The 18,072-nt window shown below is 71.3% G+C and carries 12 protein-coding genes and 1 pseudogene; 8 read left to right on the top strand and 5 right to left on the bottom strand.

Annotation, left to right across the window (positions count from 1 at the left end; all coding sequences use genetic code 11):
- Window positions 1-24 precede the first annotated feature (24 nt).
- Window positions 25-1,947, top strand: coding sequence for a DUF6311 domain-containing protein (locus ABD901_RS17260; protein WP_345127909.1), 1,923 nt, complete (start codon window positions 25-27; stop codon window positions 1,945-1,947).
- Between the two features lie 287 nt (window positions 1,948-2,234).
- On the opposite strand, the gene ABD901_RS17255 is transcribed toward ABD901_RS17260, so the two are convergent.
- Both ABD901_RS17255 and ligA read right to left on the bottom strand, forming a co-directional pair.
- Window positions 2,235-2,624 carry a VOC family protein gene (locus tag ABD901_RS17255; protein ID WP_345127908.1) on the bottom strand — a complete coding sequence of 130 codons (390 nt, stop codon included), beginning with the start codon at window positions 2,622-2,624 and terminating at the stop codon, window positions 2,235-2,237.
- A gap of 333 nt (window positions 2,625-2,957) precedes the next feature.
- The gene (gene ligA / locus ABD901_RS17250) at window positions 2,958-5,015 is read right to left on the bottom strand and encodes an NAD-dependent DNA ligase LigA (protein WP_345127907.1); all 2,058 of its coding nucleotides are present in this window, start codon (window positions 5,013-5,015) and stop codon (window positions 2,958-2,960) included.
- 47 nt (window positions 5,016-5,062) lie between these two features.
- On the opposite strand from ligA, the gene ABD901_RS17245 reads away from it, so the two are divergent.
- Window positions 5,063-5,977 (top strand): tetratricopeptide repeat protein, encoded by a 915-nt coding sequence (locus tag ABD901_RS17245; RefSeq protein ID WP_345127906.1) that lies wholly within the window; start codon window positions 5,063-5,065, stop codon window positions 5,975-5,977.
- 284 nt (window positions 5,978-6,261) lie between these two features.
- The gene (locus ABD901_RS17240) at window positions 6,262-7,350 is read left to right on the top strand and encodes a glycoside hydrolase family 53 protein (RefSeq protein WP_345128198.1); all 1,089 of its coding nucleotides are present in this window, start codon (window positions 6,262-6,264) and stop codon (window positions 7,348-7,350) included.
- 170 nt (window positions 7,351-7,520) lie between these two features.
- Here the strand turns inward: ABD901_RS17240 and ABD901_RS17235 are convergent, their stop codons facing one another.
- Both ABD901_RS17235 and ABD901_RS17230 read right to left on the bottom strand, forming a co-directional pair.
- Window positions 7,521-8,087: a DeoR family transcriptional regulator gene (locus tag ABD901_RS17235; protein WP_345127905.1), complete on the bottom strand. Its 567-nt coding sequence runs from the start codon at window positions 8,085-8,087 to the stop codon at window positions 7,521-7,523.
- Window positions 8,088-10,028, bottom strand: coding sequence for a beta-galactosidase (locus tag ABD901_RS17230; RefSeq protein ID WP_345127904.1), 1,941 nt, complete (start codon window positions 10,026-10,028; stop codon window positions 8,088-8,090).
- A 166-nt stretch (window positions 10,029-10,194) separates the two neighbouring features.
- On the opposite strand from ABD901_RS17230, the gene ABD901_RS17225 reads away from it, so the two are divergent.
- From ABD901_RS17225 to ABD901_RS17210, 4 genes are read left to right on the top strand one after another with little or no spacing between them, the layout of a single operon-like run.
- On the top strand, window positions 10,195-11,499 hold the full coding sequence (locus ABD901_RS17225; RefSeq protein WP_345127903.1) for an ABC transporter substrate-binding protein: 1,305 nt from the start codon (window positions 10,195-10,197) through the stop codon (window positions 11,497-11,499).
- Window positions 11,496-12,413 carry a carbohydrate ABC transporter permease gene (locus ABD901_RS17220; protein ID WP_345127902.1) on the top strand — a complete coding sequence of 306 codons (918 nt, stop codon included), beginning with the start codon at window positions 11,496-11,498 and terminating at the stop codon, window positions 12,411-12,413. The genes ABD901_RS17225 and ABD901_RS17220 overlap by 4 nt, the downstream gene beginning before the upstream one ends.
- Window positions 12,410-13,249 carry a carbohydrate ABC transporter permease gene (locus tag ABD901_RS17215; protein WP_345127901.1) on the top strand — a complete coding sequence of 280 codons (840 nt, stop codon included), beginning with the start codon at window positions 12,410-12,412 and terminating at the stop codon, window positions 13,247-13,249. The genes ABD901_RS17220 and ABD901_RS17215 overlap by 4 nt, the downstream gene beginning before the upstream one ends.
- Before the next feature lie 20 nt (window positions 13,250-13,269).
- Window positions 13,270-14,295 (top strand): LacI family DNA-binding transcriptional regulator, encoded by a 1,026-nt coding sequence (locus ABD901_RS17210; RefSeq protein ID WP_345127900.1) that lies wholly within the window; start codon window positions 13,270-13,272, stop codon window positions 14,293-14,295.
- Between the two features lie 1,067 nt (window positions 14,296-15,362).
- Here ABD901_RS17210 and ABD901_RS17205 read toward each other — a convergent pair.
- A pseudogene (locus ABD901_RS17205) lies at window positions 15,363-16,991 on the bottom strand (beta-1,3-glucanase family protein).
- A gap of 166 nt (window positions 16,992-17,157) precedes the next feature.
- Between ABD901_RS17205 and ABD901_RS17200 the strand changes: the two are divergent.
- Window positions 17,158-18,045, top strand: a complete 888-nt coding sequence (locus tag ABD901_RS17200; RefSeq protein WP_345127899.1) for a hypothetical protein — start codon at window positions 17,158-17,160, stop codon at window positions 18,043-18,045.
- Window positions 18,046-18,072 lie beyond the last annotated feature (27 nt).

The raw sequence follows: 18,072 nt of genomic DNA, 5'->3' as shown, positions 1-18,072 counted from the left end.
TCGAACAGCCACTATGGTGTCACAGTGAATTTCGGGGACAAGGCCGCCGAGGGCCGCACCACAGCGGTCGTGCTGCTGAGTTACGTGGCCGCCGCCGTGACCGTGCTGCAGCACCTGTGGGCAGACCCGCAAGGACGGATGTTTGCCGACAACGGCCAGGACCATGTCTTCTTCGAGTGGGTGCTGACGCATGCGGCACGCCTGTTCACTCACGGTGACAACCCGTTCTTCACCGATCAACTGAATGCACCGCTGGGCATCAATCTCATGGCGAACACATCCGTTCTCGGACTCGCCATACCGTTGGCCCCGATCACGTTGCTGTTCGGCGCCGGCGTCACGTTGGTGCTCATCGACACCATCGCCCTCGCCGGAACCGCGGCCGCCTGGTATTTCATTCTTTCTCGGCATGTTGTCACATCGCGGGTCGCCGCGTACATCGGAGCGCTGTTCTGCGGCTTCGCCCCGTCGATGATCTCGCAGAGCACCGGGCACCCGAACATCGCCGGGCAGTTCCTGATCCCCTTCATCGTCTGGAACGTCCTGCGCCTGCGCGAGCCCGGCCCCACGCTGCGGCGCGGCCTGGTGCTGGGCGCCGTGGTGCTGTACCAGTTCTTCATCAACGAGGAGATCCTCTTCCTCACCGCCGTTGCGCTGCTGGTGTTCCTGCTGGCCTACCTGCGCCCCCGCGAGTACCTGCCGACGGTCCGCAAGGCGCTGCCGGCGATCGGCGTCGGCGCCCTGTTCGCGGGCGTGTTCCTGGCCTATCCCTTGTACCACCAGTTCTTCGGCCCGCAGGCGTACCACGGCCTGCCCGAGTACGTGCACGGATACAGCAGCGACGGCGCCTCGTTCACCGAATTCAGCCGCCGCTCCATCTTCGCCCCGGACGTCGCCAAGATTGACAAGATGGGTGGCCCGACCGAGGAGAACACGTTCTTCGGCTGGCCCCTGATCAGCCTGATCGCGGCCATGTCGGTCGCCCTGTTCCACCTCCGCGCGGCCCGCGCCCTTCTGATCACCGCGGTGGTCTTCGCGCTGCTGTCGCTCGGCACGATGGTCAAGTGGCGCGGCACGGAGACCTCGTACGACGGCCCGTGGAAGTGGGTGCACCGCCTGCCGCTGTTCGACTCGGTGGTGCCGACGCGCCTGGCCCTGGTCCTCGCCCCGCTGATCGGCATCATGCTGGCGCTGCTCGTCGACCGGTACGTCATGGCCCCGGCTCACCCGGCGCCGGACGCCGCCGAGGGCGCTGGTGACGTACCGAACGCGGAAAAATCTCCCGGGGACCTCGTCCCGACCGGCGCCGCCCGCGCCGGCAGCCTTGTAATTTCCACGGACTCGCCGGACTCGTCGGCAATATCGGAAAGTTCTGAAGCCGTCGCGAGCGTGAAGACGGACATCCGTCCGGCCGAGGAGGAGACGACGCCGGCCGCCCGCTGGCTGTGGGCGGCCGCGGTCCTCACCGCCCTGATCCCGCTCATCCCGACCCCGCAGCCGGCCGACCCTCGCTCCGCGCTGCCGACGTTCTTCGCCAGCGGCGCCTGGCGCCAGACGATCCCGGTCGACTCGACGGTCGTGCCGCTGCCGCTGGGCTGGTACGAGGGCCTCGACGCGATGCGCTGGTCCACCGAGGCCAACCTCGACTTCCGCATCGCCGGCGGCTACTTCCTGGCCCCCGACCCGAACGACCCGAAGGGCGCCGCGGCGTTCGGCCCCGCCGGGCGCCCGACGATGGACATCCTGAACGCCGTCGCCGGCGACGGCGCCGTGCCGCAGGTCACCCCCGACCAGCAGGCCCAGGCCAAGGTCGACCTGGCCTATTGGAAGGCCGATTTCCTGGTACTCCCCGACCTCCACGGCAACAGCGAAGCCATCCGTCAGACCGCCGAGCAGCTCTTCGGCCCCGGCCAGCACGTGCTGGACGTCTGGGTCTGGAAGGTCTGACCCCGCCCTGACGGCCACCGCGCCCGGCCACACGGCCGGGCGCGCACCCCGCCCGGACGGCACGGCCCGGACGCACGCCGGGCCGGGCGCACGGTCGAGCGCGCACCCAAACGCGCGGCCCGGACGCACGGTCGGGCGGGCACCCCGGACGGTACGGCCCGGACGCACGCTCGGGCGCGCGCCCCGAATGCGCCGCGGCCCGGACACACGGTCGGGCACGCACCCCGGACGCGCGGCCGGCCACGCGCCGGGACGCGCGGTCGGCCATCAGGGCGTGGCGCTTGGTGTCAGGCGGGCTTGAGGCCGTTCCAGTCGACGAGTTGGACGATGACGCCGTTGGGGTCGCGGACCTGGAAGGCGCGCTCGCCCCAGTCCTCGACCGTGAGCGGCATGGTGATCGGTACGCCGGCGCGCTCGAGCCGGGACAACTCCCCCTCGAGGTCGTCGACGACGAGGGCGAGGATGACGCCGGCGGCGTGTACGTCGCGCTGGTCGTCCGGCAGCGTGGGCAGGCCCCGCCGCAGGAAAATCACGTTGTGACCGACGTCGTCGCGCGCCAGCGAGGCGAAGCCGTCGGCCGCCATCTCCTCCCGAAACCCGAACTGCTCCTGCAGGAACCGGCTCGACGCGGCCGCGTCGTCCACGTTGAACGACACTGCCGACGAAGTGACCCGCAAGGTGACCTCCCCCAGATCGGAAACTCTATACACCGTATGCCGAAAAACCTCCCGCGACAAACCGACAAATCACGAAACAACGGCAACGGCAGAAACCGGCCCAGCGAGCCGCGAGACGACCGGTCAGTCGCCCTGACAGGAGGGCGCCGATCGCAGCCCGGACGGCGGTCGCAGCCCAGAGGCGACCGCAGCCCGGACACACGGCCAAGCGCGGCCCAGAGGGTAGGCGCGGCCCGGACACGCGGCGAGTGCCCGGCCCCGGACGGTGGGCAGGGCCCGGACACGCAAGCGGGGCCCGGACGGCGGAGGCGCGGCCCGGGCGGGCAGAGAGCCTCAGGCCATGGTCGTGGTGCGGAGCAGCTCCGCGAACTCCTCGGCCGGCATGATGCGGACGCCCAGTTCCTCGGCCTTCGCGGCCTTCGAGCCGGCGCCCTCGCCGACCACGACCAGGTCCGTCTTCTTCGAGACCGAGCCCGACGAGCGACCGCCCAGCCGCTCGACAGCCTCGTTGCCCTCGTTGCGGGTCAGGCCGGGCACCGACCCGGTCACGACGACGGTCATCGGCGTGCCGTCCTCCTTCTGCAGCGGCAGCAAGGCGGCAGGGGTGGCGTCGGCGGCGTCGGGATCGGAGGCGTCGGCGGCGGGGGACGCGGCGGGCGGGCGGGGGCGATACGTCGGCTCGGTCATGTTGACGCCGCGGGCCGTCAGGCGGGCGATGACCGGCTGGAGCTCGACCAGCTCCGCGGCGATCGTCACCGCGCGCTCCGGGCCGACGCCCTCGACCTCCTGCAGGTCGGCGACCGACGCGGCCAGCAGGGCCTCCATGGTGCCGAAGTGCGTGGCCAGGCGGCGCGACATCGAGCGGCCGGTCATGCGCACGCCCAGGCCGGTGAGGACGCGGGACATGGGCTGGGTCTTGGAGGACTGGATGGCGGTGACGAGCTTGGTGGCGGAGACCTCGCCCATGCGGTCGAACGCGGCCAGCGTCTCGACCTTCAGGTCGTAGAGGTCGGCCGGGTCGGTGACGAGGCCGGCGGCGGTGACCATGTCGATGAGCTTGCCGCCGAGGCCCTCGATGTCCATCGAGTCGCGGGCCGCGTAGTAGGACAGCGCCTCGCGGGCGCCGCAGGCCCGGCCGCGGGTGCAGCGCCAGCGCTTCTGGGTGCGGTCGATCTCCCCGTCGCAGCGGGGGCAGCGCACGGGCGGCTCGAACGGCACGGAGTCGGCCGGGCGCTCGTCGAGCTTGGCGCCGGTGATCTCCGGGATGACGTCTCCGGCCCGGCGCACGAAGACGGTGTCGCCGGGGCGGACGTTGCGCCGGACGAGGTCGTCGAAGTTGTGCAGGGTGGCGGAGGTGACGATGACGCCGCTGATCTGGACGGGCTCGAGCACGGCGACCGGGGTGATCACGCCGGTGCGCCCGACCTGGACCTCGATGGCCTTGAGCCGGGTGGTGCGCGTGTCGGCCGGGAACTTGTAGGCGATGCCCCAGCGCGGCGCCCGGCTCGAGGAGCCGGCGAGCTCCCGGTCGGCGGGCTGGTCGGCCTTGATGACGGCGCCGTCGATGCCGTAGCCGAGGGTGCCGCGGCCCGTGTTGAGCGCCTCGACGGCGGCGAGCAGGTCGTCGATGCTCGTGCTGACCGGCATGCCGGCGGTGGAGGAGACGCCGAGGCGGGCGAGCTCGGCCATCGCGGCGGAGTGCGGGCCGTCGCCGAGTCCGCGCGCACCGTAGGCGACGAACGACAGCGGCGCGTCGTAGGTGCGGTCCTGCGCGAGCAGCGTGCCGGCGGCGGCGCTGCGCGGGTGCGCGAACGGCGGCTCGCCGGTGGCGGTGCGCATGCCGTTGGCGACGTCGAAGTCGGCGTCGGTCATGAAGACCTCGCCGCGGACCTCGATCGTGAGCGGCTCGGCGAGGCGCTCGGGCAGGCCGGCGGCGCGGCGCGCCTGCCCGGTGACGTCCTCGCCGGCGCGGCCGTCGCCGCGGGTGGCGACCTGCACCAGGCGGCCGTCCTCGTAGCGGGCGGCGATGGCCAGCCCGTCGATCTTCGGCTCGACGGTGAAGCCGGCGACGGGGCGCCCGATGAGCTTCTCCAGCCGCAGGGCCCACTTGCGCAGCGTGTCCTCGTTGAAGACGTTGTCGAGGCTGAGCATGGGCTCGCTGTGCACGACGTCGCCGACGACCCCTCCGCCGGCCGCGACGACCTCGGTCGGGGAGTCCTCGACCTTCCAGTCGGGGTGCGCGTCCTCGGTCGCCGCCACCCGCTGCATGAGGGCGTCATACACCGCGTCGTCCATCGCGAGGTCGGGGCCGGCGTAATACGCGGCGGCGGCGTCGCGGACCTGTGTGACGGCGGCGCGGTAGTCGGCAACGGTGGGGAACGGCTGGGTCATGAACGGGAGCCTAGTCATGGGGTACGACAAAAAGTTACCGTGCCGCCGTGGGACTCGACGAGATCACCGACGACGGGCTGCTGGCCCTGGCCGAGGACGGCGACCCGGGCGTGCGCGAGGACGCGTGCGTGGCGCTGGCCGGCCGGATCAACCGCGGCGACATGATGATCGGCATCCTGCCGCTGACGGCCACCGGCGTCGTGGTGGCGGGCCTGTCGGCGGCGGGCCGGTCCGGCAGCGCGCGGGCGTGGCGCGAGCTGGGCGTGTGCTACCTGGGCCCCGACGGCGACCGGCTGCCGCCCGCGAACTGGCCGCCCGCGCCGTACGCCGCCGATGAGACCGCCGATCCCGACGGGTGCGCGCTGCGCTGCTTCGCCGCGGCGGCCCAGCTGGGCGACCGCGACGGCGCGATGCTGTTCGCCCGGGCCAGCCGGGAGGCGCCGGCGCCGGCCCGCGCGGCGGCGCGCGAGCTGCTGCTGCCGCACGCGCAGACCGACGCCGCGGCGGGGTACCAGATGGGACTGCTCGAACAATGGCTCGACCGGCCCGCCGCGGCGGTCGAGCACCACCTCCGCGCCGCCGGGCAGGGCGACGCCGATGCCGCGTTCGAGCTGTACGTGCTGTTCTCCACCGGCAGCGGCGTCGAGCGCGACGCCGACGAGGCGCGGGAGTGGCTGGAACGCGCCGCGGACCTCGGCCAGCCGCGCGCCCTGTACAACATGGGCGCCGCGCACGCGACCGGCACCGGTGCGCCGCTGGACATGGACCGGGCCGTCTCCTACTACGAGCGCGCCGCCCGCTCCGGTAACCCGCGGGCCGCGGCGACGCTGGGCGTCATGTACCTCACCGGCGGCGGCGTCGACGAGGACCGCGACCGCGCCGAGCACTGGCTCGACCTCGCCGACGAGCTCGGCCACCCGGTCGACGACTGGCTGGCGCAGCTCGGCCTGCAGCGCCCCTGACCCGGCGGCCGCGCGATTTTGCGTACCGCCGATTGCGTACTTCCACGGATGGCCGCACCGCCGCGCGCCAATAGCGTTGCGGGCATGGACGAGCGCGACTACCGATCCACCAGGGTGTACCAGCTGAGCCGGCTGTTCCTCGACCGTGAACGGTCCCACTTTCAATCAACATCTGTCAGCGCCTTGACGGAGACCACCGGCCTGGGAGAACACTGGGAGCGTTCACGGACCAGTCCCACACCCCAGGAGGAGTGCCCGTGCTCCGAATCCGACCCGTCGCCGCCATGGCGGGAGCGATCGCACTCGGCGCCGCCATCGCCGTAGCGAACGCCGCACCCGCCGCCGCGGCCACCACGATCACCATGCGCGGCGCCGACGTCTCGTCCCTGCAGCGCAGCCTCGACCTCGGCGCCAAGTACTACAACGCAGCCGGAACCGCCGCCGACCCGCTCGACATCCTCAAGGGCATCGGCGTCAACTACGTGCGGCTGCGGATCTGGAACAACCCGGCGAGCGGCTACAACAACCTCACCAAGGTCCTGCTCCAGGCCAAGGCGGCGAAGGCCAAGGGCCTGTCGCTGATGATCGACTTCCACTTCTCCGACACGTGGGCCGACCCCGGCAAGCAGTACAAGCCGGCCGCGTGGGCGTCGCACAACATCTCCGCGCTGCAGACCGACGTCTACAACTACACGCTGTCGGTGTGCAACGCGCTCAAGGCCCAGGGCACCACGCCGGAGAGCGTGCAGATCGGCAACGAGATCAACGTCGGCATGCTGTGGAACGACGGCAAGGTCGTCAACAACGACTTCACCAACCTGAGCCTGCTGCTGAAGTCCGGCTACAACGCGACGAAGGCCTGCAACAGCGCCACCCAGGTCATCATCCACACCGCGGACGCCGACAGCGACGCCAACGCCCGCTGGTTCTACGACGGCATCAAGGCCAAGGGCGTGACCTGGGACATCACCGGCCTGTCGTACTACTGCATGTGGCACGGCACGCTGTCGAACCTCTCCTCGGTCATCACCGACGTGCGCACCCGCTACGGCAAGCCGGTCATCCTCGCCGAGACCGCCTACCCGTTCACGGCCGCGAACGCCGACAGCGAGGCGAACTCGGTGAGCGGCTCCGCACCGTGCTCGGGCTACCCGGCGACGTGGTCGGGCCAGGCGAGCGAGTTCACCGCGGTCCAGAACACGGCCCGCTCCGCCGGCGCGGTCGGCGTCTTCTACTGGGAGCCGACCTGGTACGCCATCAACGGCAACGGCTGGGACCCGGCGAACATCAACGGCACCGGCAACCAGTGGGACAACATGACGCTGTTCGACTGGACCGGCCACATCAACCCGAACGTGTCCTGGAAACCGTAGGACTCCCGTTTCGCGGCGGGCCGGCCGTTCAGCCGCCGGTCCGCCGCTGCAGCAGATCCGAGCTACCGCGACGCCCGCCGTGGTCCGGGCCCGTGACTCCCGGGCCACGCCATGTCCGCGCACAGTCCCGGTAGGCCTACCGGCACGCCCCCGCCGCGGTCAGGGCTTCGCTACAGCAACACCCGCCGCGACGCCCGGCGCAGCATGGCGTCGTCGGTGGCCGCGGCCAGGGCGTCGCCGGGCTGGCCGGGCTCGACGAAGGCGATGTCCAGGTGCAGGCCCTGCAGCGCCTGCTCGGCGAGCGGGCCGGCGTGGCTGCCGGACGGGGTGCGCACGCCGCCGACGAGCAGGACCGTCGTGAGGTCGTTGCGCACCGCCCGCGCCACCGCCAGCATCGGGGTCACCAGCGTCAAACCGGGCACGTCCGCGACCATGGCAGCCAGGCGAGCACCCCGGCGCCGGCCCGACACGCCGATGGCCATGCCGGGCTCGACCAGCGCCGCGGCGGCCTCCACGTCGTCGAGCGCGCCGGGCGGGGGCGCCGGCGGCGGTGCCGGCGCGAGCGGGACCGCGCCGCCGTGCACCCGGCGCAGCAGGCCCCGCTCGGCCAGGGCCGACAGGTCGCGGCGGATCGTCGGGATCGACACGTGGAAGCGCCGGCTGAGCTCCTGCAGCCCCACGCCGCCGCGCTGCCGGGCGGCGGCCAGGATCTCGGCGCGGCGCACCTCGATGATCATTCAGGCCTCCTCGCGGTACACCAGGATCTCCCCGGCGGGGACGGTCGTCCCACGCACCTCGGCCGGCTCGGTGCCGTGGTTGATGGCCACCGCGAACGGCGGCCGGCGCACGAGCTCCACCGCGGCCGGAAGGTCGGCGGCGGCCAGTCCCGCGTCGGCGCAGACGCGCGCGAGCAGGCGGCCCAGGTCGGTGTCGGACAGGCGCGTCGAGACGTACCAGGCGGCGCCGCGGCCGCGTTCGTGGCGCGTGACGGCCGGCGAGCCGGGCGCCGGACCGTCCACGTAGGACACCACTGCCGAAGCGCCGGCCAGGTGTACATCCTCGGCCCAGACATCGGCCGAGGACCCGTCGGACAGGCTCACGCGCTCGCCGTCGCGCAGGGGCAGGAACTCCTCGACGGTGATGCCGAGCAGGTCGCGCAGCGCGCCCGGGTAGGCGCCGTCGGGCACGGCGTCGTTGGCGTCGACGACACCGGAGAAGTACGACACCACGAGCGTCCCGCCGCCGGACACGTAGGCGTCGAGGTTCTTGGCCGCGGCGGCCGTGGTCAGGTACAGCGACGGCACGACGACGAGCGGGTAGCGGCCCAGCGCCGCCTCCGGGTGGACGAAGTCGACGGTCAGGTGCGCCTCCCACAGCCGCGCGTAGTACGCCTCGACGCGCTCGCGGAACGTCACGTCCACGGACGGGCGCCACTCCAGCTCCAGGGCCCACCACGCCTCCCAGTCCCACACGACGGCGACGTCGGCGGCGACGCGGGTGCCGCGCAGCTCGCCGAGGCCGGCCAGGCGGGCGCCGAGGTCGGTGACCTCGCGCCAGATCCGGGTCCCGGTGCCGGCCTGCGGCAGCATCGCCGAGTGGAACTTCTCGGCGCCGAAGCGCGAGGCCCGCCACTGGAAGAACATGACGCCGTCCGCGCCGCGGGCGACGTGCGCCATGCTGTTGCGGGCCAGCTCACCGGGGCGCTTGGCGATGTTGCGCGGCTGCCAGTTCACGGCGCTGGTCGAGTGCTCCATGAGCAGCCAGGGCGCGCCGCCGGCGAGGCTGCGCGTGAGGTCGGCGCACATCGCGAGCTCAACGTGCCGGTCGGTGCGCTCGGAGGCCAGGTAGTGGTCGTTGGCCACGATGTCGACCTCGCCGGCCCACTTCCAGTAGTCCAGCCACTTGCAGTTGGCGATCATGAAGTTGGTCGTGATCGGCACGCCCGGCGAGTGCCCGCGCAGCACGTCGCGCTCGCGGCGGTAGTTGGCCAGGTGCGTGTCGGAGCAGAAGCGCAGGTAGTCCAGCTGCTGCGCCGGGTTGACCGCGGTCGGGGCCACCCGCGGCGGCTCGATCTCCTCCCAGTCGCCGTAGCGCTGGCCCCAGAAGGCGGTGCCCCAGGCAGCGTTGAGCGTGGCCAGGTCGCCGTGGCGGGCGCGCAGCCAGGCGCGGAACGCCGCGCCGCACGTGCCGCAGTAGCAGTGGGCGTTGACCCCGGCGAACTCGTTGTGCACGTGCCACAGCGCGAGCGCCGGGTGGTCGCCGTAGCGGCGCCCGAGCCGGTCGGCGATGTTCGCGGCGGCCGCGGCGTACTCGGGCGAGCTGGGGCAGAAGCTCTGCCGTCCGCCCTGGCCGAGCGTGTGCCCGGCGCGGTCGACGAGCCGGGCGCCGGGGTGGTGGCGGGCGAACCACGGCGGCGGCGCGGCGCTGGGCGTGCCGAGGTCCACCCGGATGCCGGCGCCGTGCAGCAGCTCGAGGACGCGGTCGAGCCATTCGAAGGTGTACACCCCGGGCGCCGGCTCCAGCAGCGCCCAGTTGAACATCCCGAGGCTCACCAGGTTGACGCCCGCGTCGCGCATGAGCTCGACGTCGCGGCCCCACACCTCCTCGGGCCATTGCTCGGGGGTGTAGTCCCCGCCGTAGGCGATGCCGGCGAGACCGCCGAGCTGCGCTTCCCCCATCACTGTGCTCCTGACCGTGAACGCTCCCAGACACTCGCTCGGCACTGTAGCGCACTACCACCGGCGAAAGTCACGGGTTGACACCGTGCATGACTGGGCCAAAACTGTGAGCGCTCACGGTCGTAACACCCCCCGTTTGAACGGCGACTACGTGTTGGAGATCCCCATGAAGCGCACCATGCGCGCCCTCCTGGTCGCCGCGACGACCGGCTCGCTGCTGCTCAGCGCGGCCTGTTCGTCCGGCGACGACGACGCCTCATCCTCATCCGGTGGCAAGGTCGAGCTGACCTTCTGGTCCTGGGTGCCCGGCATCGACAAGGTCGTGGCCCAGTGGAACGCCGCGCACCCCGACGTGCACGTCACGGTCAGCAAGCAGGCGCAGGGCGACGAGGAGGTCACCAAGGTCCTCACCGCCAACAAGGCCGGCAACCCGCCGGACCTCTTCCAGGCCGAGTACCAGGCGCTGCCGACCCTGGTGAGCAACGGCGCGGCCGGCGACATCTCGAAGTACACCGGCGATGCCAAGTCGAAGTTCGCGGCCGGCGTGTGGAGCACGATCACGCTGGGCACCGACGCGGTGTACGCCATCCCGCAGGACTCGGGCCCGATGATGCTCTACTACCGCCAGGACGTGTTCACACAGCTCGGGCTGAAGGTCCCGACGACCTGGGACGAGTTCGCGCAGACCGCCAAGCAGGTGCGCCAGAAGGACCCGAAGCGCTACCTGACCACGTTCTCGGCCGGCGACCCGGGCTGGTTCGCCGGGCTCGCGCAGCAGGCCGGGGCCAAGTGGTTCGGCGTGTCCGGCGACACGTGGAGCGTCAAGGTCGACGACGACGCGACGAAGAAGGTCGCCGACTTCTGGGGCGGCCTCGTGGCCTCCGGCGACATCGACAAGCAGCCGATGTACACCCCGGAATGGAACAAGGCCCTCAACGACGGCACCCTCATCGCCTGGCCCAGCGCCGTCTGGGGCCCGGGCGTGCTGTCGGGCAACGCCCCGGACACGGCGGGCAAGTGGGCCATCGCCGAGCTGCCGCAGTGGAGCGCCGGTGAGCACAAGACGGGCAGCTGGGGCGGCTCGTCGACCGCGGTCGCGGCCAAGTCCAAGCACGCGAAGGAGGCCACCGAGTTCGCGATCTGGCTCAACACCGACTCCGCCGCGGTGACCGGCCTGATCAACGAGGGCGGCATCTACCCGGCCGCGACCGCCGCGCAGACCGGCGGCGCCCTGTCCAAGGCGCCGGCCTTCTTCAGCAACCAGCCCGAGTTCTACACGCTGGCGCAGACCATCGCCGGTACCGCCGCCGGGGTCACCTGGGGCCCGAACGTGAACGTCACCTACGCCACGTACAAGGACGCGTTCGCCAAGGCGATCACCGACAAGACGCCGTTCACCGGCGCGGTCACGCAGATGCAGCATTCCACCGTGGACGACCTGAAGAAGAACGGGTTCAAGGTCTCCGGATGAGGCAACGGTCGCGGCGTACGGCGCCGAGCTCGGTGCCGTACGCCTTCCTCTCCCCCGCCATCGTGCTGTTCGCGCTGTTCATGGTGGTGCCGATCGGCTACACCGTGTACCTGTCGCTGCGCCGGGTGAAGGTCAACGGCCTGGGCCTGGGCGCGGCGGCGCGGATCGAGTACTGGGCCGGCTTCGCCAACTACCGCCAGGTCTTCGCCGACGGCGAGTTCTGGCACAGCGCGCTGCGGGTGCTGATCTACGGCTGCCTGCTCGTCCCGGCGATGCTGGGGCTGGCCCTGCTGTTCGCGCTGCTGCTGGACCTCCCCCGGGCCCGCGCACGGCGGTTCTCGCGGGTGGCGATCTTCATGCCGTACGCCGTGCCCGCGGTCATCGCGAGCCTCATGTGGGGCTTCATGTACCTGCCGTCGGTCGGCCCCGGCCAGTACCTGCTGACCGCGGCCGGCCACCGCCCGATCGACCTGCTCGGCCCGACCAGCGTCTACTTCTCGGTCGCCAACATCGCGCTGTGGGGCGGCACCGGCTTCAACATGGTCGTGCTGTTCACGGCGCTGCGCGCAGTCCCGAGCGAGCTCTACGAGGCGGCACGCATCGACGGCGCCACCGAGTGGCAGATCGCCTGGCGCATCAAGATCCCGATGCTGACGCCGGCGCTGATCATGACGTTCGTCTTCTCGCTCATCGCGACCCTGCAGGTGTTCAGCGAGCCGACCACGCTGCGCCCGCTGACCAACTCGCTCCCGTCGAACTGGACCCCGCTGATGAAGATCTACCAGGACGCGTTCGCCCGCGACGACATCCACTCGGCGGCGGCCGCCTCGGTGGTGCTGGCCGCGGCCACGCTGGTGCTGTCGTTCGGCTTCCTGCGCCTGGTACAGCGCCGGGCCTTCGGTGCCGAGTCATGACCGCCGCCCGCCGGGCAGCGTTCCTGCCGACCGTCGCCCTCCTGGCCGGCGCCCTCTACTGCCTGCTGCCGATCGTGTGGGTGGTGACGGCGGCGACGAAGACCAACGGCGAGCTGTTCCGCACGTTCACGCTCGCCCCCGGCACCGCGCTGTTCGACAACCTGGCGGACCTTTCGCAGTACCAGAGCGGCATCTATTGGCAGTGGATCCTCAACACCGCGCTCTATGCCGGTGCCGGCGCCCTGCTGTCGACGGCGGTGTCCGGGATCTCCGGCTACACGCTGGCGAAGTACCGCTTCCCGGGCCGCGGCGTGGTCTTCAACGTCCTGCTGGCCGGCGTCCTGGTGCCGGCCGTGGTGCTGGCGATCCCGCAGTACCTGCTGCTGGCCGGCCTGCACCTCACCGACACCTACTGGTCGGTCCTGCTCCCGAGCATCCTGAGCCCGTACGGCATCTACCTGGCCCGCATCTACGCGGCCGCCGCCGTCCCCGACTCCCTGGTCGAGGCGGCCCGCACCGACGGCGCCGGCGACCTGCGCATCTTCCGCAGCGTCGCCGTCCCATCCATGCTGCCCGGCCTGGTGACGGTCTTCCTCTTCCAGTTCGTGGCCATCTGGAACAACTTCCTGCTCCCGTACATCATGCTCACTTCGGACGACAAGTTCCCCGTGACCGTCGGCCTGTACACGATGCTGAAGCAGGGCAACACGACCCCGGTGCTGTACACCTTGGTCGTCACCGGCGCCCTGCTGTCGATCGCGCCGCTCGTGCTGCTCTTCCTGACCCTGCAGCGCTATTGGCGGGTCGACCTGCTCTCCGGCGCCGTCAAGGGCTGACGCTGGTGCAGAATGTCGACGTGCCAGAACCACGCGACACCCGCCGACGCCCCGCCCGCCGCCCCACGATCAACGACGTGGCGGCGGCGGCCGGGGTGTCGCGGGGCACGGTCTCCCGCGTCCTCAACGGCGGCCACGACGTCAGCGACTCCGCCCAGGAGGCCGTGGAGCGCGCCATGCGCAAGACCGGCTACGTGGTCAACCAGCACGCCCGCAGCCTGGTCACGCAACGCTCGCAGTCGGTGGCCTTCATCCTCTCCGAGCCGCAGGAACGCCTCTTCGAGGACCCGAACTTCAACGTCCTGCTGCACAGCTGCACGCAGGCCCTGGCGAAGCAGGACATCACGCTGCTGCTCACCTTGGCCAGCAGCCTGGAGGACCGCAAGCGCCTGGGCCGCTACCTGACCGGCGGCCACGTGGACGGCGCCCTGCTCGTCTCGACACACAGCGGCAACCCCCTCATCCCCGAGCTCCTGGCCCGCGGCCTCCCGGTAGTGGCCTGCGGCAAGCCTCTGGGCTTCGAACGCCAGGTCGCGTACGTCGCCGCCGACGACCGCGACGGCGCCCGCCAGATGGTGACCTACCTGCGCTCAACGGGCCGCCGCCGAATCGCCACGATCACCGGCCCGCTGGACACGTCGGGCGGCGTGGAGCGCCTGGCCGGCTACCGCGAGGCCCTGGCCGACTCCGCCCCCGAGCTCGTGGCACACGGCGACTACACCCGCGCGAGCGGCGAGGCCGCGATGACGCAGCTCCTGGAGCGCGCCCCCGACCTGGACGCGGTCTTCGTCGCGTCGGACCTGATGGCCGCCGGCGCCCTGACGGCTCTGAACCGGGCCGGCCGCCGCGTGCCGACGGACGTCGCGGTCGGCGGCTTCGACGACAGCCAGATCGCCACCAACACTTCTCCGCCGTTGACCACGGTGCGCCAGCCGTACCCTCGCATCGGCGCCGAGATGGTGCGGTTGTTGCTGAGCTCGATCGAGGGCGAGAGCCCGGCCGCGGTCATCATCCCCACGGAGCTGATCGCCCGCGAGTCAGCCTGACCCACCGCCGCGCCTGCGCCCGCGCCGCCGCGCCTGCCACGCGGCGCGCCTCACCCGCCGGGCCGCACCTGCAGGCAGCGCCTGCCACGCGGCGCCTCACCCGTCGCCACGCCCGCCGGGCCGCACCTGCGGGCAGCGCCTGCCACGCGGCGCCTGACCCGCCGCCTCTCCGCGCCCGCGTCGCCGCGCGCGACTCGCGGTGCGAACCGTCGGTGCAGCGGCCGCGGCGGCCCCGGCTCGAGTACTTGGGCCGACCGACCGCACCTCGGCCGAGGCGCCGAAAGGTGTAACCCGGGCCGAAACCCGAGCCGCGGCCAAAGCGGCGGACCGGCGTCGTGAGGCTGGTTTCCGAGTGCTGCGACGGTTACGCGCGCACGTGCGCGCGGGCAAGGCGTTGCGGCACCCGAGAGCGGGCAGGACGTGCGTCGTCAGTTGTCTCGCTGAGGCCTTCGTCGACTCGCGGCCGCGGACCTCGGCGGCGGGCGTTCCGATGTCCCTACCGTACCAAAGTCATGGAAATTGACCTTGGGGCCGATCACCGAGAGCAATATCAACTCACTCTCCGCCGAAGAGTGCCGACAATGGGCGTGGTGTCGGTGGTCCAGTCCCTGCGGTCACCGGTTCGGTTCTACTTGCTCATCTACGGAGTGCGGCGCACTTACACGGCGCGCTCCACGCCGTCGGCGGCATTTGCTTTCCGCGATCATGCGTTTCGACCCTCCCGCGGGCCGGAAAATGCATCATCGTGGAGACATAACGCCGGCCGACCTCGACCGGGTGCACCGGCTGATGAACACGACGGATCAGCCTACGGCAGACGGGGCCGGCGGTCCGAAGTGACCCAATTGTCAGGAACTCCAAGCGAGCCTCGGGCCGAGGTGCACCGCAGGCGGGCTCTTCGCGATCGCGGAGGAAGATGCCGGACGAGGGGGCGGGAACACCGCCCCCTCGGAGAAACATCCGGCTGGAACAGCCCGACCAGAACCTGCTCGCCCCCGCCCGCCCCGCCGCAGATCTTGAGGGGGTGTGGGTGGAGCGAAGCTCCCCCGCCGCGAGCGGAGCGAGCTTCAGGCCAGGCGGAAGGACTGGGCGGCTGTGCCGTTGCAGGTCCATTGCTGTAGCTGCACGCTGTCCGCTGTCGACGAACCCGGGACGTCAAGGCACTTGCCGCTGTTGCGGCTCACGAAGTGGTAGTAACCGCCTGTCTCGGCGACCGGGAGCCATTGCTGGTTGTTGCCGCCGCCGTACGCCCACAGCTGGACCACTGCGCCGTCCGCCGTCGACACGCCGTTGACGTCCAGGACCTGGGCGGCGTTGTTGCGGTTGTTGATGCGGACGTAACCGCTGCTGGTGGACTGCTGCTGGAACTGCTGGGCGTACGTGTTGTTGCAGGTGTACTGCTGGATCGCCGTCCCGTTCGCGGTGGCGGACGAGCGGGCGTCCAAGCACTTGCCGCTGTTCTTGTTGACGAGGCTCGACCACGTCGACGGGGTGCCTCCGCCGCCGGCGCCGAAGGGGCTCAGGGTGATCGCGGCCGAGCGCGGGTCCGAGTCGGTGACGAGGGACTCGAAGTGGCCGACGTCGTCGAAGGGGAAGGCGTAGGCGCGGCCGTCGGCCATGTTCGCGTGGATGATCCGCGCGTACTGGTTCGTCGGGTTGTTCTTGTAGAAGCCCGCGGAGTTCAGGTCGGGCTGGGTGTCGACCGTGCCGAGCGTGCCGCGGTTCAGGGCGGCGCACAAAGTGCGCGAGATCGGGCCCACGACCTGGTCGTTGGGTGCGGGAAGGTTGCCGGCGCAGCCCCAGACGTCGGCGGAGCTGGGCTTGTTGAAGGTGGCCACGACCGCGCCCGAGGTGTTGGTGAAGGTCATGACGTTGCCGCTGGTGTGGCCGAAGTACTTCGTGTTGGGCTGGTCGGCGAACGGGACGACCGTGAGGGTCTTGCCGGTGTAGGCGTTCCAGGCGCTGGTGATGTAGGAGTCGAGGTACGTCGCGCTGAGCAGGCCGGCGCCCGCGGCCTTGCCGGGCGAGAGCACGCGCAGGACGGTGCCGTCGCTCCTGGTGTACACCGTGCCGGCCCACCCGGACTGCGCGCGGATCTGGTTGATGACGTTGTTGCGGCCGTCGTTGACCGGGTCGCCGGTGCGGGCCGTCGCGCCGCTCGCGCCGGTGACGGAGACCGCGTGCGGCACGGCGAACATGTCGACCTGGCTGCTGTTGATCCACAGGCCGGCGTCGTTGTACGTGAACTCGCTCCAGTCGAACAGGATGTTCTGGTTGGGGTCGCTGGCCGCCCAGGGAGCGCGCTACACGAGGCCATCGGGCGTGAGGAAGAACTTCAGTTTTTCGCCGAACGAGAAGTACACCCGGCCGGAAAATCCGCGCGGGAAGCGCAGCGTGGTGGAGCCGCCGTTGCCGGGGCCGCCGATCGAGACATCCGGGGCCGGCGAGGGCGGGATGGCGCCGCCGCTCCAGGCCGTGAACGTGCCGGCCGAGTTGACGTAGCCGAGCCGGCCGGTGGAGAGGTTGACGCCGAGGACGTACAGGTACACGGCGTCGCCGCGGCCGGTGCTGTTGGTGACGGTGACGGGCAGCAGCGACGGGCCGACGGCGTGCGCGGCGGGTGCGACCGCCGTGGCGGCGACGGTCGTGGCGGCGGCCGTCGTGGCGAGCGCGAGCAGCATGCGTCTGAGGAACATGACGAGGTGTCCTCCAAACAGGGAAACGTGAGAGCGCTCTCCACACTCAGGTACTGAGGGCGGGCAGGGAGTGCGAGAGCGCTCTCACGTTACTGATCGACGCGCGTGCATGTCAATGGACGGTTAACAATCCTTATCATTAGCCCGGCTGTGGTTTCATTCGGGCGTGGAGCAGACGACGAGCTACACCGATCCGTGGAACCCGCAGGCGGCGCCGGTCGACGGGTTCGCCGACGCCACCGTGATGCAGTGGCCGGTGGTCGCGGCCGTCTGGCTGCTGGCCGCCTGGGCGCCCCACGGCGTGCCGGGCTGGAGAACCACGCTGACGCTGGACGACGACGCCGAATGGGACGAAGCCGAGATCGTGCCCGACGTGGCGCGGCTGCTGGCCGAGCACATCCCGGTCGGCGACGAGCGCGGCGAACGGCTGCGCGACTACCTCGCCCAACGGCTCACCGGCTCGTACACCGAGCTGCGCCGCCTCCCCGGCGACGACCTCATCCTGCTGTTCCGCGACGACGCCGGCGGCGCGCTGCGGATCACCATCGCCACCGCGACTGCCGTCGAGCCGCCGCCGGCCGGCGACGATCCCGGCAGCACCCGGCTCGCGTGCGTCATGACGCTGCTCAGCGACATGCTGTGGGTCGACAGCAGCAACCCGGTGACGTTCGCCGCGGCCGTGCGGCCCGCCCCCGTCGTGCGCCCGCCGGACCCCGAGCTGCAGTGGCGCCCGATCACCGAGCAGGAGGCATGGGAGGCGCTGGAGAACACCGCCCGGATGAGCCTGGACGAGCTGTCCGACGAGTGGATCGGCTCGCCGGACGACGCCTGGCCGCCGCTGCCGCCCGGCCACCTCGCCGAGCACCTCTGCCGCGACCTGCTGGACACGCTCGTCGAGCGCACGCACCCCACCGAGATCCTGACCGGCGGCTACTGGCCGATCGTCCTGGGCGACGAGGACGAGGAGGAAGAGGAGGCCACGATCTGCTCGATCCGCCTCGTGGGCCCGCAGCACACCGCCATCCTCGACATCGACTTCCGCACCAGCGAGTGACCGCCGCGGCGACTGTGATTCGATCGC

Source organism: Dactylosporangium darangshiense (assembly GCF_039537565.1).
Taxonomy (GTDB): Bacteria; Actinomycetota; Actinomycetes; order Mycobacteriales; family Micromonosporaceae; genus Dactylosporangium; species Dactylosporangium darangshiense.
Note: the sequence above shows the minus strand (reverse complement) of the source record. Positions and strands in the feature narration are given on the sequence as shown.

Excerpts from the sequence above, each read along its gene's own strand:
- ligA (WP_345127907.1), bottom strand. The coding sequence starts at position 5,015 with ATGACCCAGCCGTTCCCCACCGTTGCCGACTACCGCGCCGCCGTCACA.
- ABD901_RS17240 (WP_345128198.1), top strand. The coding sequence starts at position 6,262 with ATGGCGGGAGCGATCGCACTCGGCGCCGCCATCGCCGTAGCGAACGCC.
- ABD901_RS17235 (WP_345127905.1), bottom strand. The coding sequence starts at position 8,087 with ATGATCATCGAGGTGCGCCGCGCCGAGATCCTGGCCGCCGCCCGGCAG.
- ABD901_RS17230 (WP_345127904.1), bottom strand. The coding sequence starts at position 10,028 with ATGGGGGAAGCGCAGCTCGGCGGTCTCGCCGGCATCGCCTACGGCGGG.
- ABD901_RS17225 (WP_345127903.1), top strand. The coding sequence starts at position 10,195 with ATGAAGCGCACCATGCGCGCCCTCCTGGTCGCCGCGACGACCGGCTCG.
- ABD901_RS17220 (WP_345127902.1), top strand. The coding sequence starts at position 11,496 with ATGAGGCAACGGTCGCGGCGTACGGCGCCGAGCTCGGTGCCGTACGCC.
- ABD901_RS17215 (WP_345127901.1), top strand. The coding sequence starts at position 12,410 with ATGACCGCCGCCCGCCGGGCAGCGTTCCTGCCGACCGTCGCCCTCCTG.